The 22237-nt window shown below is 54.6% G+C and carries 29 protein-coding genes and 1 pseudogene; 16 read left to right on the top strand and 14 right to left on the bottom strand.

The annotated features are described in order from the left end of the window. The first annotated feature begins 46 nt into the window (after positions 1 to 46). The 6 genes from ACWB12_RS08200 (at position 47) to ACWB12_RS08175 (ending at position 2534) form a co-directional block, all read left to right on the top strand. Complete coding sequence (locus tag ACWB12_RS08200; RefSeq protein ID WP_479529586.1) at positions 47 to 484, top strand: DUF4437 domain-containing protein; 438 nt, start codon at positions 47 to 49, stop codon at positions 482 to 484. Then, positions 481 to 816, top strand: coding sequence for an ArsR/SmtB family transcription factor (locus ACWB12_RS08195; protein WP_479529585.1), 336 nt, complete (start codon positions 481 to 483; stop codon positions 814 to 816). Before ACWB12_RS08200 ends, ACWB12_RS08195 begins: the two co-directional genes overlap by 4 nt. Continuing rightward, on the top strand, positions 809 to 928 hold the full coding sequence (locus tag ACWB12_RS08190) for an SRPBCC family protein (protein WP_479529584.1): 120 nt from the start codon (positions 809 to 811) through the stop codon (positions 926 to 928). Before ACWB12_RS08195 ends, ACWB12_RS08190 begins: the two co-directional genes overlap by 8 nt. A 20-nt stretch (positions 929 to 948) precedes the next feature. Beyond that, a complete protein-coding gene (locus ACWB12_RS08185) occupies positions 949 to 1245 on the top strand; it encodes an SRPBCC family protein (protein ID WP_479529583.1) in 297 nt (98 codons plus the stop codon). Then, the gene (locus tag ACWB12_RS08180; protein ID WP_479529582.1) at positions 1242 to 1673 is read left to right on the top strand and encodes an SRPBCC domain-containing protein; all 432 of its coding nucleotides are present in this window, start codon (positions 1242 to 1244) and stop codon (positions 1671 to 1673) included. Before ACWB12_RS08185 ends, ACWB12_RS08180 begins: the two co-directional genes overlap by 4 nt. A gap of 501 nt (positions 1674 to 2174) precedes the next feature. Continuing rightward, the gene (locus tag ACWB12_RS08175) at positions 2175 to 2534 is read left to right on the top strand and encodes a hypothetical protein (protein ID WP_479529581.1); all 360 of its coding nucleotides are present in this window, start codon (positions 2175 to 2177) and stop codon (positions 2532 to 2534) included. Between the two features lie 120 nt (positions 2535 to 2654). Here ACWB12_RS08175 and ACWB12_RS08170 read toward each other — a convergent pair whose 3' ends face one another. The 3 genes from ACWB12_RS08170 to ACWB12_RS08160 form a co-directional block, all read right to left on the bottom strand. Continuing rightward, on the bottom strand, positions 2655 to 2903 hold the full coding sequence (locus tag ACWB12_RS08170) for a hypothetical protein (protein ID WP_479529580.1): 249 nt from the start codon (positions 2901 to 2903) through the stop codon (positions 2655 to 2657). A 74-nt stretch (positions 2904 to 2977) separates the two neighbouring features. Beyond that, the gene (locus ACWB12_RS08165) at positions 2978 to 3307 is read right to left on the bottom strand and encodes an ArsR/SmtB family transcription factor (RefSeq protein ID WP_479529579.1); all 330 of its coding nucleotides are present in this window, start codon (positions 3305 to 3307) and stop codon (positions 2978 to 2980) included. 63 nt (positions 3308 to 3370) lie between these two features. Next, complete coding sequence (locus ACWB12_RS08160; RefSeq protein ID WP_479529578.1) at positions 3371 to 4414, bottom strand: PLP-dependent cysteine synthase family protein; 1044 nt, start codon at positions 4412 to 4414, stop codon at positions 3371 to 3373. Between the two features lie 187 nt (positions 4415 to 4601). Here ACWB12_RS08160 and ACWB12_RS08155 point away from each other — a divergent pair, with 187 nt between their 5' ends. From ACWB12_RS08155 to arsA, 3 genes are read left to right on the top strand one after another with little or no spacing between them, the layout of a single operon-like run. Then, complete coding sequence (locus tag ACWB12_RS08155; RefSeq protein ID WP_479529577.1) at positions 4602 to 5249, top strand: MIP/aquaporin family protein; 648 nt, start codon at positions 4602 to 4604, stop codon at positions 5247 to 5249. Between the two features lie 52 nt (positions 5250 to 5301). Continuing rightward, positions 5302 to 5703: an arsenite efflux transporter metallochaperone ArsD gene (arsD, locus tag ACWB12_RS08150; protein ID WP_479529576.1), complete on the top strand. Its 402-nt coding sequence runs from the start codon at positions 5302 to 5304 to the stop codon at positions 5701 to 5703. 36 nt (positions 5704 to 5739) lie between these two features. Beyond that, positions 5740 to 7512, top strand: coding sequence for an arsenical pump-driving ATPase (arsA, locus tag ACWB12_RS08145; RefSeq protein ID WP_479529575.1), 1773 nt, complete (start codon positions 5740 to 5742; stop codon positions 7510 to 7512). 91 nt (positions 7513 to 7603) lie between these two features. Here arsA and ACWB12_RS08140 read toward each other — a convergent pair whose 3' ends face one another. Together ACWB12_RS08140 and ACWB12_RS08135 are read right to left on the bottom strand one after the other, a co-directional pair. Beyond that, entirely contained in the window at positions 7604 to 8068 is a 465-nt protein-coding gene (locus ACWB12_RS08140) for a phosphosulfolactate synthase (protein WP_479529596.1), read from the bottom strand. 52 nt (positions 8069 to 8120) lie between these two features. Continuing rightward, the gene (locus tag ACWB12_RS08135; protein WP_479529574.1) at positions 8121 to 8402 is read right to left on the bottom strand and encodes a phosphosulfolactate synthase; all 282 of its coding nucleotides are present in this window, start codon (positions 8400 to 8402) and stop codon (positions 8121 to 8123) included. A gap of 351 nt (positions 8403 to 8753) precedes the next feature. On the opposite strand from ACWB12_RS08135, the gene ACWB12_RS08130 reads away from it, so the two are divergent. Continuing rightward, positions 8754 to 9125 carry a carboxymuconolactone decarboxylase family protein gene (locus ACWB12_RS08130; protein ID WP_479529573.1) on the top strand — a complete coding sequence of 124 codons (372 nt, stop codon included), beginning with the start codon at positions 8754 to 8756 and terminating at the stop codon, positions 9123 to 9125. Positions 9126 to 9173: 48 nt separating this feature from the next. Beyond that, complete coding sequence (locus ACWB12_RS08125; RefSeq protein WP_479529572.1) at positions 9174 to 9941, top strand: sulfite exporter TauE/SafE family protein; 768 nt, start codon at positions 9174 to 9176, stop codon at positions 9939 to 9941. Between the two features lie 89 nt (positions 9942 to 10030). On the opposite strand, the gene ACWB12_RS08120 is transcribed toward ACWB12_RS08125, so the two are convergent. The 8 genes from ACWB12_RS08120 to ACWB12_RS08085 form a co-directional block, all read right to left on the bottom strand. Beyond that, a complete protein-coding gene (locus tag ACWB12_RS08120; RefSeq protein ID WP_479529571.1) occupies positions 10031 to 10342 on the bottom strand; it encodes a hypothetical protein in 312 nt (103 codons plus the stop codon). 90 nt (positions 10343 to 10432) lie between these two features. Further along, positions 10433 to 10888, bottom strand: coding sequence for a transcription antitermination factor NusB (gene nusB / locus ACWB12_RS08115; RefSeq protein WP_479529570.1), 456 nt, complete (start codon positions 10886 to 10888; stop codon positions 10433 to 10435). Further along, positions 10885 to 11439: a 6,7-dimethyl-8-ribityllumazine synthase gene (locus ACWB12_RS08110; RefSeq protein ID WP_479529569.1), complete on the bottom strand. Its 555-nt coding sequence runs from the start codon at positions 11437 to 11439 to the stop codon at positions 10885 to 10887. The genes nusB and ACWB12_RS08110 overlap by 4 nt, the downstream gene beginning before the upstream one ends. After that, positions 11439 to 12545, bottom strand: a complete 1107-nt coding sequence (ribB, locus tag ACWB12_RS08105; protein ID WP_479529568.1) for a 3,4-dihydroxy-2-butanone-4-phosphate synthase — start codon at positions 12543 to 12545, stop codon at positions 11439 to 11441. The genes ACWB12_RS08110 and ribB overlap by 1 nt, the downstream gene beginning before the upstream one ends. A 12-nt stretch (positions 12546 to 12557) precedes the next feature. Further along, positions 12558 to 13763, bottom strand: coding sequence for a type II restriction endonuclease (locus ACWB12_RS08100; RefSeq protein WP_479529567.1), 1206 nt, complete (start codon positions 13761 to 13763; stop codon positions 12558 to 12560). Positions 13764 to 13777: 14 nt separating this feature from the next. Then, positions 13778 to 15004, bottom strand: a complete 1227-nt coding sequence (gene dcm, locus ACWB12_RS08095) for a DNA (cytosine-5-)-methyltransferase (RefSeq protein WP_479529566.1) — start codon at positions 15002 to 15004, stop codon at positions 13778 to 13780. A 71-nt stretch (positions 15005 to 15075) separates the two neighbouring features. Then, on the bottom strand, positions 15076 to 15648 hold the full coding sequence (locus tag ACWB12_RS08090) for a hypothetical protein (protein WP_479529565.1): 573 nt from the start codon (positions 15646 to 15648) through the stop codon (positions 15076 to 15078). Next, entirely contained in the window at positions 15645 to 16244 is a 600-nt protein-coding gene (locus tag ACWB12_RS08085; protein ID WP_479529564.1) for a riboflavin synthase, read from the bottom strand. The genes ACWB12_RS08090 and ACWB12_RS08085 overlap by 4 nt, the downstream gene beginning before the upstream one ends. A 215-nt stretch (positions 16245 to 16459) precedes the next feature. Here ACWB12_RS08085 and ACWB12_RS08080 point away from each other — a divergent pair, with 215 nt between their 5' ends. From ACWB12_RS08080 to ACWB12_RS08070, 3 genes are all read left to right on the top strand, one after another. Then, positions 16460 to 17752 (top strand): capsule biosynthesis protein, encoded by a 1293-nt coding sequence (locus tag ACWB12_RS08080; RefSeq protein WP_479529563.1) that lies wholly within the window; start codon positions 16460 to 16462, stop codon positions 17750 to 17752. A gap of 94 nt (positions 17753 to 17846) precedes the next feature. Beyond that, positions 17847 to 18980, top strand: a complete 1134-nt coding sequence (locus ACWB12_RS08075) for a polysaccharide biosynthesis/export family protein (protein WP_479529562.1) — start codon at positions 17847 to 17849, stop codon at positions 18978 to 18980. Between the two features lie 6 nt (positions 18981 to 18986). After that, positions 18987 to 21032, top strand: coding sequence for a capsular polysaccharide biosynthesis protein (locus tag ACWB12_RS08070; protein WP_479529561.1), 2046 nt, complete (start codon positions 18987 to 18989; stop codon positions 21030 to 21032). 7 nt (positions 21033 to 21039) lie between these two features. Here the strand turns inward: ACWB12_RS08070 and ACWB12_RS08065 are convergent, their stop codons facing one another. Then, positions 21040 to 21489: a methyltransferase family protein gene (locus ACWB12_RS08065; protein ID WP_479529560.1), complete on the bottom strand. Its 450-nt coding sequence runs from the start codon at positions 21487 to 21489 to the stop codon at positions 21040 to 21042. A gap of 35 nt (positions 21490 to 21524) precedes the next feature. Between ACWB12_RS08065 and ACWB12_RS08060 the strand changes: the two genes are divergently transcribed. Continuing rightward, positions 21525 to 22061, top strand: a complete 537-nt coding sequence (locus ACWB12_RS08060; protein ID WP_479529559.1) for a 2-thiouracil desulfurase family protein — start codon at positions 21525 to 21527, stop codon at positions 22059 to 22061. Between the two features lie 56 nt (positions 22062 to 22117). Beyond that, positions 22118 to 22237, top strand: a pseudogene (locus tag ACWB12_RS08055) (kynureninase); the annotation flags it as partial.

Here is a 22237-nt window from a genome sequence, read left to right as displayed (position 1 = left end):
AGGTATCACATAAAGGGATACCAAATGGTTTTACATGGAGATACCGATGCCCCTTCGCCCTGCCTTACTCAGCCTTTGCGCCCTCGCTGGATTATCCCTGTCCGCAATGGCCGCCGAGCCGCCCGAAATCACCCTGATCCCTGCCCCGTTGCTTGACTGGATCGATACCCCCGAAGGCGTCGCCTTCGCCGCATTGGAAGCCGACCGGTTCACTGGACCCTACCGCGCCATGGTACGCCTGCCCGCCGGTGTTGCCAGCCCGCTGCACATCAAATCCGCCAATATGTTCGGCGTCGTAATCGAGGGCGAGATGATCCACATTACTGAAGGCCAAGATGCTGATACCGCCCTGCGGGTTGGGGCGGGATCGTTTTACGAGGTGCCAAAGGGACTGCCCCATATCAGCGCCTGTGTTTCGGAGGTGCCCTGCATTGCCTATCTCTATCAGGACGGCGCGTTTGATTTTCTGCCGGTGGTCCAATGAACACGTCAAACGTTGCCGCACAACGAACCTTTCGCGCCTTGGCCGACCCGACACGCCGCGACATCCTGATGATGCTGCGCGATCAGAACATGACCATCGCCCAAGTGGCCGATAATTTTGCCATGACCCGCGCTGCGGTGAAAAAGCACCTGACAGTGTTGTCGGATGGTGGCCTGATCGAGGTTCAAACCAAAGGCCGCGAGCGCATTAACCAAATCAACCCCGCGGGCATGGCCCCTGTTCTGGACTGGCTGACGTTCTTTGACGCCTTTTGGGATGATCGCCTGACGGCCCTTAAAACTGCCATTGAAAAGGATATGAGCAATGACTGACACAATAATCCGTAAATCCATTTACCTGAACGCCAGCAAGGAACAGGTCTGGGCCTATCTGACCGACACCGACAAACTGGCAATCTGGTTCCACAAACCCACCCCCCCCTGAAGGGTGGCGAGGATTATGCGATGTATGGCACCGAGAGCGGCGATAAGCTGATGTGGGGCAAGGTGCTGAAATCCGATCCCTTTGACGCGCTGGAATACACCTTTACCATCGCCCCGATGGGCGACGCGATCAGCACCGTTAAATGGACGCTGGAGGATGTGGCCGGTGGCACCCGCCTGTCGTTGGAACACACCGGCTTGCCGCAAGGGGCCGAGGCGTTTGGCCTGACACTGGCGCTGGACAAAGGCTGGGATGACCACATCGCGCGGATGCGGACCGACATTCACGAAAACAGCAGCACACAGGAATGCGCATGATGGATTACAGCGCCTCAATTGACACAACGGCCAGTGTCGCACATGCGGCACAGGCCATTCGGCACGAGATGGACAAATGGTGGAGCCTGCGGGTCGAGCAAACCGACGCGCAGGCCACCATCAGGTTTTACAACAGCCACGTGACCTTTGCCTTTGATCCGGACGCAACCGACACTCGGTTCTCATGGAGCTGCATAGACGCCAATATGATCATCGATGACGTGTCCGACTATGGCGAGTGGCAAGGCTCCAAACTGTTGTGGCAGATCGAACCCACCGCACAGGGCAGCCGTGTGACCCTGACCCACCAAGGCTTGAACCCCGATATGGAATGCCACAGGGTTTGCGTCGCCGGATGGGGGCGGTATTTTGAAAATAGCCTGAAAAACCACCTGAACGGCGCGCCTGCCAACCCCGAAACAGGATAGAAACGCCGAAACGCGCGTTGCTGCCCCTTGTCTACCCCCTCGCCACACCTTACATTAGGCAGTGGCGGGTTCTGCCTCTCTCGTAAACATGAGGTTCAATTCCGGTGGCCTTACTCAACCGATAGGGAGCTGGCTCTGTTTGGATCTTGGTCCACTTACCTGGCACCCACCTGTACACACAGGTTCTCGGGAATTTACGCACCTCTACGGCCTGCGCGGGTCCGCCACCTTTGGTTTTCTGGAAATTCGACAGGGTAGTGCCCGTTTGCTCGGGCCTGCGGTTTTCATGACGTTGGGTTACCATCGACCTTTAGACCGTTGCCACGGTAAACCTATGGTTGTCATTGCTCCACATCATTGTCATGGTGATTTGGCAATTTCGGAGCGAATTAAAAGCGATACGTAGGCGTTTGCTGGTTTTTTGTGGTCATAGGGGCGATTGTATCTATAACGGGTTCTAAATTTGCCCACTCTCTTGCTGATATCCCACCTGGAGTTCCGTTGGCTAGGCTCGGTATCGAAGGTAGGATCACACAAATCTCGTTGATGATACTTCCATTTATTATTGCCCCAGTATTAACGGGTTGGGTGTTCTATTGGAAAATGCAACGTCCACCGGTCAGCAAAGAAATTCGGCGCCTCACGGTTAAAATCGCTTACTCAACGGTTGCGCTGAGTATTTTGTTCTGGATCGGAAGCGGCGCTTGGTTCGGTCTCATTCAAGCCGATCCATGGATGATTTTTCTCATGCTGGTGGCGCCACCAGCAATAGTGACAGTTATCTTTCGGGTGCTTTTCCCAACAATGGTTCGAGTGCTCACATATTGCACTAAAATATTATCCAACAAAGGTGGTCGCTAAACCGTCTAACCGTAACCAGACAATCGGTTAACGGCAACGTTCCCCACACAACTAACTTTTCCGAGATTTTTGCAAGCGCCCAATATCAAGAACCAACACTAGCACTTCACCTGACAGCAACTACCGACGCCGCTTACGCCCCTCGTCCACCGGAAAGGCAATCGGCTCATAATCCACCACCAGCGGCTCACGCTTGCCGCCCTTAGGTTCGTCATCCTCGTCAATCCGCATGCTGGCTATGGCAAACTGCACCCCCGCAAATACGATGCCGTTGAACATGAACAGCATCACGGCCGCCACCCAGCCCATGGGGGAGCTGTTCACCAGATGCCACAGGTTGGCGACGTTGAAATACATCAGGGCGGACACGAATATGCCGGGCAGGGCGCGTTTTGTGAAAAGGAATGGCTATCTATATCATATAGGAAGTATTCTTTAACTGGTCAGGCTCGGTCCAGCAGCGTCAGGATTTTGGCGCAGTTTTCCACTTGTCCATTACAACAATCCTGCAGCATAAAACCGATCAATTCGTTCATGGTCTCTATATTTGCCGAGTAGTGTATCTCTCGCTGATGGCGGGTTGATTTCAGTAATCCGGCGCGCTTCAGGACGGATAGATGTCCGGATAGTGTTGAGGGCACGATGCCCAGCCGCTGGGAAATATCACCCACACGCAGGCTGTTGGGTTCTTCTTTTACCAGCATCCGGTAAATCGCTATTCGCGATTCTTGGGCGAGGGCGGAAAACGCATCAATTGCTCTAATCTGGTCCATATTTCACCTTTACCTGATTTGATGCGGTGTAACACCGTAAATCGCCGATCCTACGGAACGCGCCTACGATGGCTTGTTCACCAGATCACCCTCGTTTTGTATTGGCGGGAATTCAGAACGGTCTACATATTTAATATACTCGTCCAGATAGGGTATCGGGCTGTCGGGGCAAGGGAAAACACAGGTGATTTCACCGCTTTCGGCATTGCGCAGATCATCCAGACCACCGTCGTTTTTCAGACCCTCCAGATGTTGTAATAATCCGGCCAGCGCCAAACCCGAACTGGGCCCAGCCAGAATGCCCAACCGACTGAGCGCCATGCTGGTGCGATAGGATTGCTCGGTTTCGATCCCCTCGATGAAATCGACATGTTGTCGCCAATCAAACCCGACCAGTTTCAACAGGTTTTCGGTTCTGACCCCCGGCACATATTGATCCGGCGCACGCATAATTCCCACCACACGCAGTTTCGGGTTTTGCTTTTTCAGGAATTTTGAATTGCCGATCAACGTCCCTGTGGTTCCCAAACCGGCGCCGAAAACATCAATCTTGCCGCCGGTTTGCTCCCAGATTTGCGGCCCTGTCCATTTTTCGTGGGCGGCCGGATTGTCAGGGTTGTCGTATTGGCCGGGATTAATCGCATCTGCAGCTTCGCCGTCAACGCGGGCCTTAACCACGCCGCTTGCCGGATCGGTTTCGCTCGGGTTTTGCGGCTCGACGTTCACAATTGGCTCAACCCCAAAGAACAGCAGCATAAGCAATTTATTCCATGAGATTTCACTTGGAACATAGGATTGTGTGTGATCGACACCGAATTGCCGCGCCACCAGCGCCATTGATAGCACCGTATTGCCCGATGAATTTTCAACCAGCCGTGTGACTTTTCCTAGGTCGCCCCGCCTGTGCATTTCACGGACCATGTTAAACGCAGGCACCGCTTTGACATTTCCAAGGGGGGACATGCCCATAAGTTTGGCGAATATCCGAACCTTGTCACCGGCGAGCGGGTTCAAGCTGGCGGGCAGCTCAACCATTGGCAGGTTCGGGTGCTTGCCGGGATTCAAAAAATCCTGGAGCGCGTCGGGGCCTTCAAACACATTGTTCATGTCAAAATATCGTCCAGAATTCGGGCGCCTTTCACTGGAATATCATTTAAATCGATAATACCCGAAATATCGAAACTTGACAAGTTTTTACCCACATGGTTTACCCAATTAACATTTCGGCACTTACCGTAATGTGTCGCCTTGCGGCCGTTTAATTCAACCCAGATCCTGAACCAAGGGAAACCACATGCAGCGCAGATTATTTGCCGAATGGCTGGGAACCTTGTTTTTACTGGCAACGGTGGTCGGGTCGGGGATCATGGCTGAACGGTTGGCTGGCGGGAATGTTGCCATTGCCCTGCTTGGTAACACCATCCCCACGGGCGCAATTCTAGTGGTGTTGATTCTGGTATTCGGCCCTATTTCAGGGGCTCACTTCAACCCCGCGGTGACCTTGGCGTTTTATATCCGCAAGGAAATCAGTGCCCGCGATGGTATGCTTTATGTCGCCGCCCAGATCGCGGGCGGCATTATCGGTGTTTTCATCGCGCATCTGATGTTTGAAAATCCGCTGATCGATCCGTCCACCCATGCCCGCACCGGTATCAGCCAGTGGATTAGCGAATTCGTCGCTACGTTCGGGCTGATCGCCACCATACTGGGGCTGGTGAAATCGCGCCCCGACGCGATCCCTTATGCCGTCGGCCTCTATATCACCGCCGCCTATTGGTTCACCGCATCCACCTCGTTCGCCAATCCGGCAGTGACGATTGCGCGGGGTTTTTCCAACACTTTCGCAGGCATTGACCCGTCGCATGTCGCGGCCTTCATCGTGGTTCAGTTGATCGCAGCCACGGTCGCAACCTTTACCTTCAAATGGTTGCTGAACGAATGAGCATTCCCGCAGAAACACACTAATACACATCACCAATATCAGGAGAAACCAAATGAAACATTTAACGATATATGACCCTGCAATGTGCTGTTCCACTGGAATCTGTGGCGCAGAGGTTGACCAGAATCTGGTAACTTTCGCCGCTGATCTCGACTGGCTTAAAAGCAACGGTGTTGACGTAACGCGTATCAATCTTTCACAGGAACCGGCAGAATTTGCAACGAATGAAACAGTTAAATCTGTGCTGGAAAGCGCCGGTGTCGACGGGTTGCCGGTGATTCTGCTGGGGGATAAAATGCATTCCTCGGGGCGCTATCCGGCACGTTCAGAATTGGCGGAACTAGCGGGCGTTGAATACACGCCAGACGCAGGTGATGCCGTTGAAAAAACCGCAATTACGGGGTGTTGCGGGCCAAGCGCAGACGCCGATGATGCCCCTACCGGCTGCTGTTAATACATTGCTTCCAGACGATTAGAAGGACGACCCCAAATGTTCAAAGACCTGCCAAAATTCGTATTCTTCACCGGTAAAGGTGGCGTTGGGAAAACCTCGCTCGCCTGTGCCACCTCGCTTAATCTGATTGGAACAGGTAAAAAGGTGCTGCTGGTCAGCACCGATCCCGCGTCTAATGTCGGGCAAGTTTTTGAAACAGAAATCGGCAACAAGATTACCGAAATCACCAAAGCCTCCGGTCTTGATGCAATTGAAATCAATCCCGAAGAGGCAGCTGCCGATTACCGCGAACGCATTGTAGGACCGATGCGGGGCATTTTGCCCGAAGAAGCCCTCAAAACCATCGAGGAGCAGCTTTCAGGTGCCTGCACCATTGAAATCGCCGCTTTTGATGAATTCACAGCCCTGCTAACCAATGACGAGTTGGTTGCGCGTTATGATCATGTGATTTTTGACACCGCCCCGACCGGGCACACAATCCGTATGCTGAAACTGCCCGGCGCATGGTCCGGATTTTTAGAAGACGGCAAGGGCGACGCATCCTGCCTTGGCCCGCTCGCCGGTCTGGAAAAACAGCGCGACCGTTATGCCGCGGCGGTGGATCGTCTGTCAGACGCCGACACCACGCGGTTGGTGTTGGTGGCGCGGCCACGGGATTCTGCATTGGCAGAGGTCGGGCGCACGTCCATTGAGCTGGCGGATATCGGGATCAAGAACCAACAGCTGGCAATCAACGGCATGATGCCCGCAGATACCGCTGGTGATCCGCTGGCAGCCGCTTTGCTGCAGCGTGATCTGGATGCGATGGCAGGCATGGCACCAGAAGTAGCGGCCCTGCCCCGCGAGACATTTGCGCTGCGTAGCGAAAACCTTGTAGGGATCGAGGCATTGAAACGCTTTGCAGCAGGTGCAGCCGATACGGGCTTTGATGAGCCTGCGGGCCAAACCAACACGTCAACCTTGCCAAGCCTCGGCCAGATGGTCGATGATATTGAAACCTCGGGTAAGGGGTTGATCATGTTCATGGGTAAAGGCGGCGTTGGCAAAACCACCATGGCGGCGGCTATTGCGTCGGAACTGGCGGCACGGGGGCATGATGTTTTGCTCACCACCACTGATCCGGCGGCCCATATCACCGAAACCCTTGCCGGTGAGCAACCGGGGCTGAGCGTCAGCAGAATCGACCCCGAGGTCGAAACCGCGAAATACCATGCTCAGGTGATGGCCAGCAAAGGCCGCGATCTGGACGATCAGGCCCGCGCCATGCTGCAAGAAGACCTGCGCTCGCCCTGCACCGAAGAAATTGCGGTGTTTCAGGCGTTTTCCCGGGTGATCCGCGCCGCCAGCAAGCAATTCGTCATCATGGACACAGCCCCAACCGGCCACACGTTGTTGTTGCTGGATGCGACAGGTTCTTATCACAAGGACATTCTGCGCCACGCGGACGAATCCAGCCGCGCCCGTATGGTCACCCCGATGATGCGCTTGCAAGATCCTGACAAGACCAAGATCATGATCGTCACCCTGCCCGAAACCACGCCGGTTCTGGAAGCATCGCGCCTACAGGACGACCTGCGCCGCGCGGGGATCGAGCCATGGGGCTGGATTATCAATTCCAGCCTTGCCGCCGCCCAGACCAGCCAACCCCTGCTGCGCAAACGGGCGTTTGCAGAACAGGCCCAGATCGCACATGTGCGCGATGATCTGTCCAGCCGCTATGCAGTTGTGCCAATGCAGGCGCAAGAACCAGTCGGCGTGGACAAGTTGAAAGATTTGTGTGCTGTCACAAGGAGCGACGCGGCTGCCTGAGTGAATTGGCCCAGTCGCAAGGAAAATCTGGCGGATGGCATCGGTATTGGCGGGGAACGGCATATGTGCACAACCCCAGCAGCCCGCCACCCTAACCGGCCTTGTTGTGCTCTGCCACTAGATCGCGAAAGAACGGATAATCTATCCATCTGCCACGCCCGCGGCGGAGCATTTCCAGTTTGTACACATGTGACGGGGCGACATTGGCGATGTTCACATCAGGACCAAAGCGTTCGATCATCGCGATCTGCTGGTCTGGGAATTCGCCAGTATCGACTTCGATGAATATTTTGCCCATCCAAGAGGCCGATTTCATTGCTTCCAGCTCATCAGGATGCTCTGCCGCCAACAGGTCAAATTCACCTTGCTCGACAATAACATGATGCGCGCCAATGGCCGTCACGCGATCAATCACAGCTTCCAGTTTGGCCTGATCCATAGGGAGTTCAGGGAACTTCTGACCATATTCAAACACAACCTCAAGCCCCGCATCCGTCAGCTCGCCGATATATCTGTCGCGCTCTGCCTCAGTCAGAGTGATATAGTTTTCCGAAATCTCGACACCACCAAGGTTAAGAAACCGAAGTCGTTCAATAAGCCCGTCAATTTCATTTTTTCAGATAAGCATATTCAAATAGCAGACCCCCAGCAAAGGTCTGAATGCCCGCGTCATCATATTGGGTTATGGTATTTTTCAAATAGCTGTCCGGCATGGTAATCGCGTTAAGGGGGGCAATTTTAGCGACGTCAATATAGTTGCCCACTGCTTCAAGCAGGTCACCCAGCCCGTGCCGACCTGTCCAGCCGGAAATTTCAGGCCCACAATCGATGATCATCGTTTTTCCCGTTCGCTTGGCGCGATCATCGCGGGGGTGGCTGATTGTTAACATCTACATATCTCCAACTTTTTTTTGCATCCCGACGCGGTTGCCCAATGCTAGCCTTGGTGGCACTTTTGTCTATTGGAAATGACGCAACATATCGTCGAATAAGCAAAAGAATCAACTTGGCGGTTCAGGTATGATTCAAGCTGCCGATATAGGATATTGCTTTTGACTTTATGATCTCGGCAAGCTGTTTTGCCTCTTTGCTATGTTTGACCCCGAGCGGGTACCTTGGAATGCCGATGGTTGTGGTTAACCAACGCAAGACGGATTTCAAGCCTAGAGCAGCCCGATTTACATCTACAACTAACACGGACCACAAAGAGCCAATTGGCCATCAGTACAAGGAACCATGCCATGACCGAGATTGACGAAGAAGCCCTTTACGCAACCATCGTCGGCCATGTCCCCCCTGAAACATCCAAACGGATCAAGGTCGGGATGAAGGTTGACCCCAAGTTGACAACCATGTTCGAAGACATCCGCCTGCATGTGATGAAATCCGATGTTCTGGATGACAAAACCGTTCAGTTGTTGCTGTTTGGCATGATGGCCACACGTCTGGTCGGCCCGCCTACCATATACCACGCCATTGCCTCGAAAATGGCAGGGGCAACGATGGAGGAACTCAACGCCGTGGCTGGCCTGACCCTGCTGACTGGCGGAATGCGTTCCTATAACACTGCAGGTGCCGCAATTGCCGACGCCTTTAAGGAGGAAATGTCCTGAAACCCATAATTACTGCGAGCGTGTTTCAATTGGGCCGGAATTGTTGCTATGATGTTTCATGAAGGCATTACGCTTCTGGGCCTGCTGCCTTTTACAATGGTCCTTATTGGCGCCATTCTGCAAATGACAACCGGTGTTGGCTTGGGCCTGATTGCGGGGCCTTTTCTGCTGTTTGTGATGCCGGCACCGATGGCCATTCAGACGGCCATCCTTTTGAACCTGTTGCTGACAATCATCATGTTGCCATCCGAATTCCGCCTGATCGAACGCAGTTCATTAAAACGCCTCAGCACATGGGCCTGCATCGGAATTCCTGTTGGCGGTCTGTTTCTGGTCACGGTGGACAGCACAAGCCTAAAGCTGTTTAGCGGCGTTGTTGTGCTCTTGGCCGCACTTCAATTGAAATTCGCAAAACCTAGCACGCATAATTCCGAAGCCACTGGGCGGATTGTCGGGATTGGCGGCTTGATATCCGGCGCAATGACCGGGGCGCTTGCAATACCGGGTCCGGTTGCCTTATGGGCGCTTTTATCCGCGGGCCTAAACCCGCAAGAAACTCGGGCGACTTTACGTGCCTATTTCGTTATTGCTTATACTTTTGCTTTCTTAATTCACTTTTTTCTCACCGGAATTAGTAACACGATGCTTACTGCCAGCCTGATGTTGTCGCCTGCCGTCCTTGGTGGGATGTGCATTGGTTACCTGATGCGGCACCGACTTTCTACAGCTCTGCTGCGGCTATTCCTTGAGGTTATTTTGTTCCTTATGGGCGCGTCTCTGGTCATCAAGGCGGTATTGGAATTTCAGGGGTCTTAGCCAGCCAGAGACCTCGCGTAGGCCCCCTAGCGTCCACAGGTCGTCAACTCGATAACACCGCGCAGCACCATGAATAGGTTGCCCAGCCCCTACCGACGCGGTTTGCACTCCTCAACAGGAATGGCAATCGGCTGATAATCCACAATCAACGGATCACGCTTACCGCCCTTAGGCTCATCATCCTCGTCCATCCGCATGATCGCGATGGCAAACTGCACGCCGGCAAACACAATACCGTTGAACATGAACAGCATCACGGCAGCCACCCACCCCATGCTGGAGCTGTTCACCAGATGCCACAGGTTGGCGACGTTGAAATACATCAAAGCGGCCACGAAGATGCCAGAAAGGGCGAACCCGAACAGGACATTGCGGATATAAAGGCTGATAAGTTTGGGCATGGATCGACTCCGGTCTGGGCGCGTTTCAACAAAGGATAGCAAAATGGGGCAAAAATCCAAGGGGCTTGTCGTCGCAGCAGCGGGTGTTCGCTAAAACGCCTCGGGTTTGGCTTCGCGCGCCATGTGGTCCAGCACGGCATTGACAAACTTCGGCTCACGCCCGTCGGGGAAAAACGCCTTGGCGACATCGACGTATTCATTGATCACTACCTTTGGCGGTGTTTCGCTGCGCATCAGTTCAGCACCGGCAGCGCGAAACAGGGCGCGCAGGGTTGGGTCAATGCGTTTCAGCGGCCATTTAGCCACCAATGCGCGATCCGTCATCTGGTCAATCGGCCCTTGGGCCTCAACCGCGTTTTCCAGCAAGGAGCGAAACAGATCAACGTTGCCTTCGGCCATCTCGTCGCCTTCATAGACAGCGCCAAAGCGGTGGTCCTCGAATTGGACGCGCACATTGTCAATCGTGTGGGCGGAATGTTCCATTTGAAACAGCGCCTGCACCGCGTATAGGCGGGCGGCAGATTTCATTTGGCGTTTATCGGTCATGCTGTTTTGGGTCCATCATCAGTGCTATCGGCCATCAGGAATTCACCTGACGCGGGTTTGAACCCGATGCCTTTGGTCTCGCTGCCCCATTTGCGCGACAACGCCACCAGATGCAAGGCCGCAATTGCTGCCCCTGCCCCTTTATTTTGATCCTTCACATCGGCGCGCACTTCGGCCTGTTTGCGGGTCTCGACTGTCAGGATACCGTTGCCGATGCAAATGCCGTTCAACCCCATCTGGCTGATCATCCGGCTGCTATCGTTGCAAACCGTGTCGTAATGGGTGGTTTCGCCGCGAATAACACAGCCCAGCGCGACGTAGCCGTCAAAATTACTGGTGCGCTCGGCTATCGCAATGGCGGTGGGGATTTCCAGCGCGCCTGGCACCTCAATCAGATCATAAGTTCCACCCGCATCCTTAATCGCAGCCTTGGCCCCTTTCACCAGATCATCGGCGATGTCCTTGTAATAAGGTGCAACCACAATCAGTAGTTTAACCGGTTTGTTAAATTCGGGCACCGGCGGGGTGTAGTGTTTTTCAGCAGCGGCCATCAGATCATATCCTTCGGGATTGCGCGGGTGCCTTCAATCGACAGCCCGTATGCCTCTAGGCCAACGACCTTGGGCAAAGGAGAGTTGGTGGCGAGGATCAGCCGTTTCAAGCCAAGCGCCGATAATATCTGTGCGCCCAGCCCGTATTGGCGCAGGGTGCGCGGCGCAGCACCATCCTCGTCCGTCAGTTTCATTTCGGTGTCGCGCAGCAGCACGACCACGCCGCGCCCCTCATTGGCGATCAGCGTCATGGCGGCGGGCAATTCACACGCGGGACTGGGGCCAAGGCCCAGAACATCCTCTAAAGGGTTCAGCGCGTGCATCCGCACCAACACAGGATCGTCCGTGGTCAGATCACCCTTGGACAGCACGATGTGTTCGGCCCCCATGGTTTCGTCGGTGAACACCCGCATCATCCAGTCGCCGCCAAACTCGCTGGTCACGGCGCGAACAGCGCTTTCGTTCACCAGATTGTCGTGGCGACGTCGATAAGCGATCAGATCGGAAATGGTGCCGATTTTCAAGTTGTGTAGCTGGGCGAACGCCACCAGATCGGGCAGCCGCGCCATAGTGCCGTCCTCGTTCATGATCTCGCAGATCACGCCAGACGGGTTTAGCCCCGCCAAGCGGCTGACATCGACGGCGGCCTCGGTATGGCCAGCCCGCACCAGAACGCCGCCTTCACGTGCCCGCAACGGAAACACATGACCCGGGGTGGCAATGTCGGCACCGGTGTTGGACTGGTCAATCGCTACCGCCACTGTGCGGGCACGGTCATGGGCGGAAATGCCGGTGGTCACACCCTCGCGCGCCTCGATCGAAACGGTGAACGGCGTGTCATAGCGCGATGAATTGCCCGACGACATTTGCGGCAAGCCCAGCGCGTCAATCCGCTCGCCCGTCAAAGTCAGGCAGATCAATCCGCGCCCGTGTGTGGCCATGAAATTAACCGCCTCGGGCGTGGCCATCTGCGCGGGGATCACCAGATCGCCCTCGTTTTCACGGTCCTCGTGGTCAACCAGAATAAACATCCGGCCATTGCGCGCGTCCGCAAGGATCTCCTCGGTCGAGGAAATAACGTCGCTGTAGTTTGTTGTGTCTGTCATATTGAGTAGCCCCTAACGCACCAGATCAAGAAACGATTTGAAATCCATTAACCAACCCTGTTGGTTAGGTCCATAGGTTTCAAACAAGGGGCGCGGAATAACAAGCTGTAATTCTGACGCTTGCATCTCGGTTGTTTGGGCCACGGAAATACTTGGCTCTAACGTCAGCAAGTGTTTCGGGTTTATCCTGTCTGCTTCGGCCAAGACCTGACGCCAACGGTCTTTGCAGGATGTTTTTGCACCAAGCATTCGCAAATCTTGGTCAGCACTATCCGGGTCATGATATTGCTCTTCATTTGGGAACAAAAAATCAGGGCCATTGCGTTTTTCGGTTGTGGCCTCGCGTTTGTAGGTGATTTCATTGGCAAGCAAAATGGCCTCAATATGGTTGCCAAGCGCATATCCCGCACGCGATTTTCGCCTGTTTTGAACACTGAGCGAGAATTTCAAAAACCCGTCAACATCGGCGTGGCCATCATCACTAAATCCTTGGTTCAACCGTTCCGAGACAATCACCCGCTCCATTTGGCGAAACAATGCTTCTTCCTGTTTCATCCATGCCAGTAGCGTGCCATCTGGATCATCAACGGGCGACACACCTGTAACACTGTCCCGCGCCAATCGGGAAAATACAGCGGTTGTTGGAAACGTGTTGCCGAAGGGCTTTAGCAACACTTCAAGTTGGCCCGCTTCGGGTTCTTCAAACTCTATGCCCAACTCATCCAGAATGAACCGCGAAGCAAAATCTATTTCTTGCTGCCCACCCGCTTCAATCGCTTTACTTGAAAACGCAAGTTGTGGCTGATCAGGAAGGCCAAAAAGCCAAAGCAACTGGCTTTGCAAGCTGGTGCCCGCCGGGGTAATTACCACCATTGCCGTTCCATCTGCGCGGCGCGCTATGAACAGCGTATCACCTTCTTTGGCAATCTGAGATATTGAAGTGCTATTGAAATACAGTCGATATTCTGTGCGGGTCGGGTGATTTTGCCTTGCGTCATACCACGTCAGAAATCCGTTTTCTGATATGCTTTCGCTGTCATCGCCAATCCATAGAAACCTTGTGTCTATATCCTTGCAACCTTCACGTCCAAAGAGCCTCTGCAAAGCGGTGGTGCCATTGAACTCATGCTGGTTTGAAATCTTTGGGTTTGCTTCAACCGCACTTAAGGTTTTAACTGCTATGCCAGAAAAGTGCTTTGCCAAAAATCCACGGTTCATGTTCTCGCCCTTGGTCAAATGCTCAGAGATTTAGCTGCAATCGTTTCAACCAAATACGGCTGCATATGATTTGCAACGGCCATAACCGCAGGAATAGCAACCGCATTGCCAAACTGCCGATAGGCCTGCGTATCAGACACCGGAATAACAAATTTGGAGCCATCAAATTTATCGAACCCCATGAGGCGGGCGCATTCGCGCGGGGTCAATCGGCGCGGGTTTTTACCTTTTTGCCGCACCAGTATTTCAGAGCCATCTTTGTAATATCGCGCCGAAAGAGTTCTAGCCACATCATCAGGTCCGACCAGCCCAAAGCCAAACCCGTTTCCTTTAGCTTTGTGTTTGGCCGCATAGTTTTGCAAGTAGGCCCAAAGATGGTCGCTTAGGGTATATTTATCGGAAACTCGCGCCTTGGTGCCAACGGTAAAATGTTTGTCGGGATTTTCAGAGCCATCCTGGGGGTGCAAAATACGCCCAAGTTTTGGCCCCTTTAGCGGGTCAGGGATAGTCAAATCATCAAATGTGAAACCTGTTTCATCCCGAAACCCGACAATGAAAATCCTTTGCCGATGCTGCGGCAGCCACGACTTCGCGTTTATCACCTTATAGCTAATGTGATAACCAAGTTCCCGCGTTAGGACATCGCAAATCACCCGAAAGGTATTGCCTTTGTCATGGCTTACCAAATTTTTCACATTCTCTAGCAGAAACGCTTTGGGACGTTTGGCCGCAATGATTTGGGCAAGGTCAAAGAACAATGTCCCTTGCGCGTCACAGGCAAACCCATGCGGTCGATTAAGCGCGTTCTTTTTCGACACACCCGCGATGGAAAATGGCTGGCATGGGAAGCCGGCAAGCAAAAGATCAAAATCGGGAATCTGTTCTGGCGGGATTTTCGTTATATCGCCGCTGACTTCGTGATTGTCGTGGGGGTGATTGGCGCGATAGGTTTCAGCGCTGAACCTGTCCCATTCGCTGGTGAACACACATTCCCCACCAATCGCGTCAAATCCACGTCTTAGACCGCCAATACCAGCAAATAGGTCAATGAACCTGAACGCCCCCTGACTTGTGGCGAGCGGCACACCAATATGGGTTCGCAAAGCATTAAGCACCACGGGTTTTGGCATCACTTCGCCACTTTTCCAGCGGAATATCTGGCGCGCACTATACCCAAGGTGGTCTGCGGCCTCGATTTCACTTAGCCCACTTCTATCCATTAGGGTCGAAAATTCATTCATGACGCATCCGTTCTGGGAAAGTTACTGACGTTATGTCAAAATATCTCCACTAGAACAATGGGTGAATATGTCTATTGATTGAAATAGGCTTCAGCGGTGATATATCCGGCCAACCGGCCAGCGACGCACCATTCGCGCTCCAGTGCGGTGTCGCCAATGGCCACCACACAATCGGCGGGCAATTTGGCGGGGGCAAGGGCCGTCAGGATAACTGCGCGGGTTTGTCCCCATGTGTGGGTCAGGTCGGGGGCATTGATGACAGTGTCCAGATCAATGCCGGATTTCGCAGCAGCGGTGATTACATCGACTGTGGTCAGCGGTTTTTGCACCGCCACCAGACGACCGCAGCGCTGCAAACCTGCCAGTTTTTGGGCGCGGTCCTGCGGCATATCACCGGATGCCTTTAACAAGCGTAACGCATTGGAGGAAAACAGAAATGCCACCACATCGTGGCCGCTGGTCGCGCGGATAGAAGCGTAGGATTTATAATCCAGCCCCAGTTCCTGCGCCCGCTTCACGCGCCGCCGGATCACCTCGATCGGCAGTTTGGGCAGCAACTTCGCCCGCGCCTTGCTCCATGCCAGCTTGCGAAACGCTACACCCGTGGCCATTGTCGGCCCGTTGTTGTGTCCGGCCTCGATCATTTGCCCCACTCCTGCAATCGCGCCACATACCGCGCCAATGTGTCGATCTCTAAATTCACCGCATCCCCAACCGCCACATCGCCCCATGTGGTCGCAACCTTGGTGTGGGGAATGAAATTGATGCCAAACTCGGCCCCGTCTACATCATTCACCGTCAACGACGTGCCGTTTAGCGCAACCGAACCTTTGGAGGCAATAAACCCCGCCAAGGCATCGGGCGCACGCAGGGTCACGCGGGTGCTGTCACCCTCGTCCTCCACTGCAATCACTTCGGCCAGCCCATCAACATGGCCCGACACGATATGCCCGCCCAATTCATCGCCAACCTTTAGCGCCCGCTCAAGGTTCAGGCGTTTGCCCACGGCCCATGCGCCAATATTGGTCTTGCCAATGCTTTCCGCCGAAATCTGCACATCAAACCAGCCCTGCGGGTCTGTGCCCAACGCTATCACCGTCAAACACACCCCGTCACAGGCAATGGACGCACCGATATCAATGCCCGCCACGTCATATCCGGTGCCAATCCGCGCGCGCAAATCGCCGCGCTGTTCCAGCTCCAGCACCTTACCGATATCTGTGATAATTCCGGTGAACATTGCAGCACTCCTTACCCATGCTTGGCCTCATATTTGACCTAGCCAATTGCACCTATAGTCGCAATAGCACACACGATGTTTACTATTTTATGCCAAATAGGGCAAAACGCCATATTTTTGCCCTATCCAGCGGGCAATATCACAATAACGCGTGACAAGTGCTGCGCATTGTTTCAAACAGTCCCCATCTGGGGGCAGGTAATTCGTAGGGTGTAATGGCTTACACAACCGGCTCTGATCGCTGTTTTCTTTTCCTGCAAGGGCCGCATGGACCCTTTTTCAATCGGCTGGGCAAAATGTTGCGCACCGCAGGAGCACAGGTTTGGCGGGTCGGGTTTAACGCAGGCGACCGCGCGTTCTGGTTTAATTCCGCCAGCTATATTTCCTATGAGGATACGCAGGAAAACTGGCCGGACCGCTTTGATGCGATCGTCGCCGATAAAGGCATCACCGATCTGGTTTTATATGGCGACACCCGTTTCATCCACTCCGAAGCCATAAAGCGCGCCAAGACGGCAGGCCTGACCGTGCATGTTTTTGAAGAAGGGTATTTGCGCCCCTATTGGGTGACATACGAGCGTGACGGCACCAATGGAAATTCCCGCCTGATGGATATGGATGTTAAATCCATGCGCAAAACACTGGCCAACACCGATATTATCACCCCAGAAGCGCCAAGCCATTGGGGCGACATGCGCCACCATGTGTTTTACGGCGCTTTATACCACTGGTTTGTGATGTTCAGAAACGGCGCCTATCGCAATTTCAAAGCGCACCGTGAACTGGGTGTTGTGGCCGAATTCAAACTGTATTTGCGCCGGTTGCTGATGATGCCCACCCATTGGGCCAGCCGTGTAATTTCGACCATGCGAGTCAAACGCGGCGGGTATCCCTACCATCTGGTGCTATTACAACTGGAACATGACAGCAGCTTTCAAGCCCATAGCCCGTTCAACAATATGGCCGAATTTCTGGATGTGGTGATTGAAGGGTTTGCCAAAGGTGCTCCGATCCATCACCACCTTGTTTTCAAGGCGCACCCACTGGAAACCGGCCGCACAGCCCTGCGCAAAATTGCCCGCGAAATCGCCCGTGAATACGGCGTCGAAAAACGGGTGCATTATGTGCGCGGCGGCAAACTGGCACAATTGCTGGACCACACCCGCAGCGCCGTGACAGTGAATTCAACCGCAGCACAGCAGGTTCTGCGCCGCGGAATTCCGCTTAAGGTGTTTGGCGATGCAGTTTTTGCAAAACCCGAATTTGTCTCGACCCTGTCGCTGCCCGAATTTTTCAGCCAGCCCAGCCGTCCGGATATGCGTGCCTATAAGGAATATCGCCAGTATTTACTGGAAACATCGCAAATTTCGGGCGGGTTTTATTCGGCGCGTGGGCGTGATCAGTTAATGCGGCTGGTGGTTGATATGGTGCTGGCCCCGCAAGATCCCTACGAGGCGCTGGAAACCGGAAACGCGGCACCAAGGCAACAGTTGCGCGTTGTAAACTAGCCCATCAAATCAAAACGCTATCTTTTTGCACCGGATTCCCGTAGCTTACAAAAAAAACTTGAGGCAGTGTTATATATAAAAAGGAGACCCGATAGTGAAAATCACGGGTTCAACTTGGGCTAAAGCAGTGGCCCTTACAGCGGCGCTTGCTGTTGTTTCATCATGTGGCTTGCCGCGTTCCGGCCCCAACAAGCGTGAAATTTTTGCAGGTTCGGTCCTGAAAAAAGGCGACGCATTCGTTATTTCCGTTAATGACCACGTTACGCGTACAACGGCTGTTGTGCCCGCACTTGGCTTTTCCAAAGCCTTCAAAAACGCAGGCGTTGTCGGGTCTGACACCATTCGCGCCGGGGATACATTGGGTCTGACCATTTGGGAAAACGTAAGCGATCCCTTGCTCGGCTCTCCGGGCCAAAGCGCGACACCGCTAGAACAGGTACAGGTTGATGGCTCCGGCTTTATCTTTATCCCCTACGCTGGACGCATCCGCGCGGCGGGCAACTCGCCCGAAGCATTGCGCCGGATCATCACCGCAAAACTCGACAAACAAACCCCCGACCCACAGGTTCTGGTCACCCGCCTTGCCGGTGACGGCGCAACTGTTTCGATCGTAGGCGGCGTTGGTGGTCAGGGTATTTATGCCATTGAACGTCCGACACGCACGCTTAGTTCAATGCTGGCGCGGGCCGGTGGCATCGCGGTTGAGGCCAAAATCGCCCAGATCACGGTTATTCGCGGCAAACAGCGCGGCAAAATCTGGTTTGAAGACCTGTACAAACATCCCGAACTGGACATCGCCCTGCGTGGTGGCGACCGTATCCTGATCGAGGAAGACACCCGCGCCTTTACCGCTATGGGGGCAACGGGGGCGCAAAACCGCGTGCCTTTCACCACCCAGACCCTTTCGGCAATAGAGGCCATCGCACAGGTTGGCGGGCTAAGTTCAAATCTGGCCGACCCAACGGGTGTGTTTATTTTTCGGAACGAACCCGAAGAGATTGCAAATGCTGTATTAGGCCGCAATGATTTGCAAGGGGCGCAACGTATGGTTTACGTGTTGGACCTGACCGAACCAAACGGCATGTTCCAGGCCCGCGATTTCGTGGTTCGGGATGGCGATACCGTTTATGTCACCGAAGCACCGTTTGTCCAGTGGAGCAAAACACTGTCGGCGATCACTGGTTCGCTGAATTCGGCCAATACGCTGAACACACTGGCGGGCAACTAACGGCCTATGCCACAGCGTAACGAAACACAGGCCGCCGATGGGGAAACCCGTCGGCGGCTTTATGTTTTTAACGGCGGTTTTCTAACCCAGAAACGCATCCGGCGCATTTTACAGCTCTCGGGCTATGACATCAAACTGGGCAAACCAAATGGCGACGACATGATCGGCGTCTGGGGCCAAAGCCCGACCTCGCCGCGCGGAGAAGCGGTCGCACGCCATACCGATGCGCCGATTTTGCGAATCGAGGATGCGTTCCTGCGCTCGATCCACCCGGGACGGTCGGGTGAGCCACCTCTGGGCCTGTTTCTGGACCAAAACGGGGTGCATTTTGACCCCGCCACTGTCACGGACCTTGAAACCCTGCTGGCCACACATCCGCTGGACGACACCGCCCTACTGAACCGTGCCCGTATCGCGGTTGAGCGGCTAAAGGCGGCGGATATTTCGAAATACAACTGTTATGACCCCGACCATCCCCTGCCCGCCCCGGGATATGTGCTGGTGATTGACCAGACCAAGGGCGACGCCTCGGTCACGGCATCCGGTGCCAACACGGCCAGTTTCAAGGAAATGCTGGTGTTTGCACAGGAAGAACACCCCGGCGCGCAAGTGATCATCAAAACCCACCCCGAAACCGCGGCGGGCCACCGTGCAGGCTATTTCGGGGCTTCCGATGCCAGCCGTCGGGTATCGTTGCTAACTGATCCCGTGTCGCCGTGGGCGCTGATGGAGGGGGCGATTGCGGTCTATACCGTGTCCTCGCAACTGGGGTTCGAAGCAATTTTTGCCGGTCACAAACCGCGCGTCTTTGGCCAGCCGTTTTATGCCGGATGGGGGCTAACGGCGGATGAAAATCCGGTGCCACGCAGAACCCGCATTCTGACCCGCTCGCAACTGTTTGGCGCCGCGATGATCTTGTATCCGAAATGGTATGACCCCTACCGCGATCAATTGTGCGAACTGGAATGCGTGATTGATACGCTAGAGGCCCAAGCGCGGGAATGGCGCGAGGATCATAGCGGCCATGTAGCGATGGGCATGCGCCTGTGGAAACGCGCCCCGTTGCAGGCGTTCTATGGCCGCTACAAAAAGCTGCGGTTTGAAGACGCGCCCGACAAGGCCCGCATTTTGGCCCGCGAGACCGGAGCAGGCCGAATGATCTGGGCGGGCAAGGAACCCCCCGATATGCATGACGACCCCGTGCTGCGCATCGAGGACGGTTTCTTGCGCTCGCGCGGGTTGGGCGCGAGCCTGAACGCGCCGCTGTCATTGGTCACCGATGACCTAGGCATTTACTACGATCCGACCCGCTATAGCCGTCTTGAACAAATGATTGCGCTGTCTTGCGACCTGCCCGATCACGCCATCATGCGCGCTGAACGCCTGATCACCAGCCTGACCCGCGCGGGACTAAGCAAATATAATGTCGGCGAGGCAACCCTGCCCGATTTGCCCAAAGGCCATCGCATCCTTGTGCCTGGGCAGGTCGAGGATGACGCCTCGATCCTGAAAGGCTGCGTCGGGGCGTGTAGCAACCTTGATCTGCTCAAACGCGCCCGTGCCGACAACCCGCAAGCCGTGATTATCTACAAACCCCACCCCGATGTCGAAGCGGGGCTGCGCCAAGGCAAGATTGCACCAGAGGAGGTGGCAAAATACGCCGATATCACGGTGCATAATGCTGACCCAATCACCCTGATTGATCTGGTGGACGAAGTCTGGACCCTGACGTCGCTGTTGGGGTTCGAAGCCCTGCTGCGCAGCAAATCCGTCACCTGTTTGGGTATGCCATTCTACGGCGGATGGGGCCTGACCCGTGATCTGGCGCAAATCCCAGAACGGCGTCACGCCCAGCCAACATTAGCGCAACTGGCCCACGCCACACTGATAGATTATCCACGTTATTTTGACCCCGTAACCAAACAGGCTTGTCCCGTCGAAGTGGTCGTAGAACGGTTGCAAAACAGTAGTTTACCGCGCGAGCGCAGATCCATGCGGCTCTTGGCAAAATTGCAAGGTGTGTTCGCCAGCTACGCGCATCTGTGGCGATGATTACCTATTAAATCCAGCGCCTTACACGGTTTAAGTAAGATGCATACTGGGCGCGATAGGTGCGGCGCAAATGATCTTCCTCGCCAATGATAAAGCGCTTTTCAATCACCCAGACAAAGATCGGGATCAGCGGCAGTGACAGCACCGCATCCCAACGCAGGATCAACCCCGCCAAGACCATCGCATCGCCCAGATAAATCGGGTTGCGGGATTTTTTGTAGATACCGGACTGCACAAAATGGCTGCTGTCGCGGCGCGGTATAATAGTGGTTTTGTGCCGGTAAAATTCCAGCACCGCCATCAACATCAACAGCAATCCACCGCCAATCAGCAAGCCGCCCAACAGATCAGCCCAGCCAGTGCCAAAATTCAGCCCCATCGGATAATGAACCGATTGCGCCCATGCAATGGCGATAAAGGCAGCAAGCCAGACGGGGGGGAGTTCAAGATTTTTCATATTAGGGCTTATAGGCGGGAAATATCACCGCGCCAATGGCTCATTTCCTCGCTATCGGAACTGTGATCGGCTATGCGTCTGCCATGAACAAGATATTGATCAGTGCCTGCCTGATGGGCGATCCCGTGCGCTATGACGGGGCGGCAAAACCTGTGGCCAATGTGCATCTGGCACGTTGGCTGGCAGACGGGCGGCTGATCCCGTTTTGTCCTGAAATCGCTGGCGGCTTCGCCGTTCCGCGCCTTCCCGCCGAGATCGAGCCAGATGCAAACGCACATGACGTATTGCAGGGCCATGCGCGGATACTGGACAGCAATGGCGGCGATGTGACAGCCGGTTTTCTGCGCGGGGCACAAGCTGCGTTAACGGCTGCTCAAACCGCAGGTTGCCAACAGGCGATCCTGATGGACGGCAGCCCGTCTTGTGGCACGGGCTTTGTCTATACGGGCCGGTTTGATGGCACACGAAAGCCCGGAATGGGGGTTACCGCGACGCTGCTAACCAGTCATGGCATTACCGTCTGGTCCGAGACAATGATCGACGCCTTGGCCGCCCATCTGGCCACGCAATAACCCCTTGCAATCGCCCCACCGCCCGATACAGTGTCGCCAAACATCAGGAGCCATTCATGACCGATTTCACCGCCACCAAAGCCATGTTCCACCTGCCCGACGGGATGATCTATCTGGATGGTAACTCGCTTGGCCCTTTGCCCAAAGCCGCCCCCGCCCGCATGGACAAAACCATG

The organism is Profundibacter sp., from assembly GCF_056498605.1.
Note: the sequence above shows the minus strand (reverse complement) of the source record. Positions and strands in the feature narration are given on the sequence as shown.

Bases quoted from the DNA above. Each gene is read 5' to 3' on its own strand.
- ACWB12_RS08190 (WP_479529584.1), top strand. From the start codon at position 809: ATGACTGACACAATAATCCGTAAATCCATTTACCTGAACGCCAGCAAG.
- ACWB12_RS08135 (WP_479529574.1), bottom strand. From the start codon at position 8,402: ATGTTAACAATCAGCCACCCCCGCGATGATCGCGCCAAGCGAACGGGA.
- ACWB12_RS08180 (WP_479529582.1), top strand. From the start codon at position 1,242: ATGATGGATTACAGCGCCTCAATTGACACAACGGCCAGTGTCGCACAT.
- dcm (WP_479529566.1), bottom strand. From the start codon at position 15,004: ATGAATGAATTTTCGACCCTAATGGATAGAAGTGGGCTAAGTGAAATC.
- ACWB12_RS08120 (WP_479529571.1), bottom strand. From the start codon at position 10,342: ATGCCCAAACTTATCAGCCTTTATATCCGCAATGTCCTGTTCGGGTTC.
- ACWB12_RS08185 (WP_479529583.1), top strand. From the start codon at position 949: ATGTATGGCACCGAGAGCGGCGATAAGCTGATGTGGGGCAAGGTGCTG.
- ACWB12_RS08155 (WP_479529577.1), top strand. From the start codon at position 4,602: ATGCAGCGCAGATTATTTGCCGAATGGCTGGGAACCTTGTTTTTACTG.
- ACWB12_RS08090 (WP_479529565.1), bottom strand. From the start codon at position 15,648: ATGATCGAGGCCGGACACAACAACGGGCCGACAATGGCCACGGGTGTA.
- ACWB12_RS08070 (WP_479529561.1), top strand. From the start codon at position 18,987: ATGCCACAGCGTAACGAAACACAGGCCGCCGATGGGGAAACCCGTCGG.
- ACWB12_RS08195 (WP_479529585.1), top strand. From the start codon at position 481: ATGAACACGTCAAACGTTGCCGCACAACGAACCTTTCGCGCCTTGGCC.
- arsD (WP_479529576.1), top strand. From the start codon at position 5,302: ATGAAACATTTAACGATATATGACCCTGCAATGTGCTGTTCCACTGGA.
- ACWB12_RS08065 (WP_479529560.1), bottom strand. From the start codon at position 21,489: ATGAAAAATCTTGAACTCCCCCCCGTCTGGCTTGCTGCCTTTATCGCC.
- ACWB12_RS08080 (WP_479529563.1), top strand. From the start codon at position 16,460: ATGGCTTACACAACCGGCTCTGATCGCTGTTTTCTTTTCCTGCAAGGG.
- ACWB12_RS08200 (WP_479529586.1), top strand. From the start codon at position 47: ATGCCCCTTCGCCCTGCCTTACTCAGCCTTTGCGCCCTCGCTGGATTA.
- ribB (WP_479529568.1), bottom strand. From the start codon at position 12,545: ATGACAGACACAACAAACTACAGCGACGTTATTTCCTCGACCGAGGAG.
- nusB (WP_479529570.1), bottom strand. From the start codon at position 10,888: ATGACCGATAAACGCCAAATGAAATCTGCCGCCCGCCTATACGCGGTG.
- ACWB12_RS08100 (WP_479529567.1), bottom strand. From the start codon at position 13,763: ATGAACCGTGGATTTTTGGCAAAGCACTTTTCTGGCATAGCAGTTAAA.
- ACWB12_RS08130 (WP_479529573.1), top strand. From the start codon at position 8,754: ATGACCGAGATTGACGAAGAAGCCCTTTACGCAACCATCGTCGGCCAT.
- ACWB12_RS08060 (WP_479529559.1), top strand. From the start codon at position 21,525: ATGGCTCATTTCCTCGCTATCGGAACTGTGATCGGCTATGCGTCTGCC.
- ACWB12_RS08160 (WP_479529578.1), bottom strand. From the start codon at position 4,414: ATGAACAATGTGTTTGAAGGCCCCGACGCGCTCCAGGATTTTTTGAAT.
- ACWB12_RS08110 (WP_479529569.1), bottom strand. From the start codon at position 11,439: ATGGCCGCTGCTGAAAAACACTACACCCCGCCGGTGCCCGAATTTAAC.
- arsA (WP_479529575.1), top strand. From the start codon at position 5,740: ATGTTCAAAGACCTGCCAAAATTCGTATTCTTCACCGGTAAAGGTGGC.
- ACWB12_RS08085 (WP_479529564.1), bottom strand. From the start codon at position 16,244: ATGTTCACCGGAATTATCACAGATATCGGTAAGGTGCTGGAGCTGGAA.
- ACWB12_RS08165 (WP_479529579.1), bottom strand. From the start codon at position 3,307: ATGGACCAGATTAGAGCAATTGATGCGTTTTCCGCCCTCGCCCAAGAA.
- ACWB12_RS08125 (WP_479529572.1), top strand. From the start codon at position 9,174: ATGATGTTTCATGAAGGCATTACGCTTCTGGGCCTGCTGCCTTTTACA.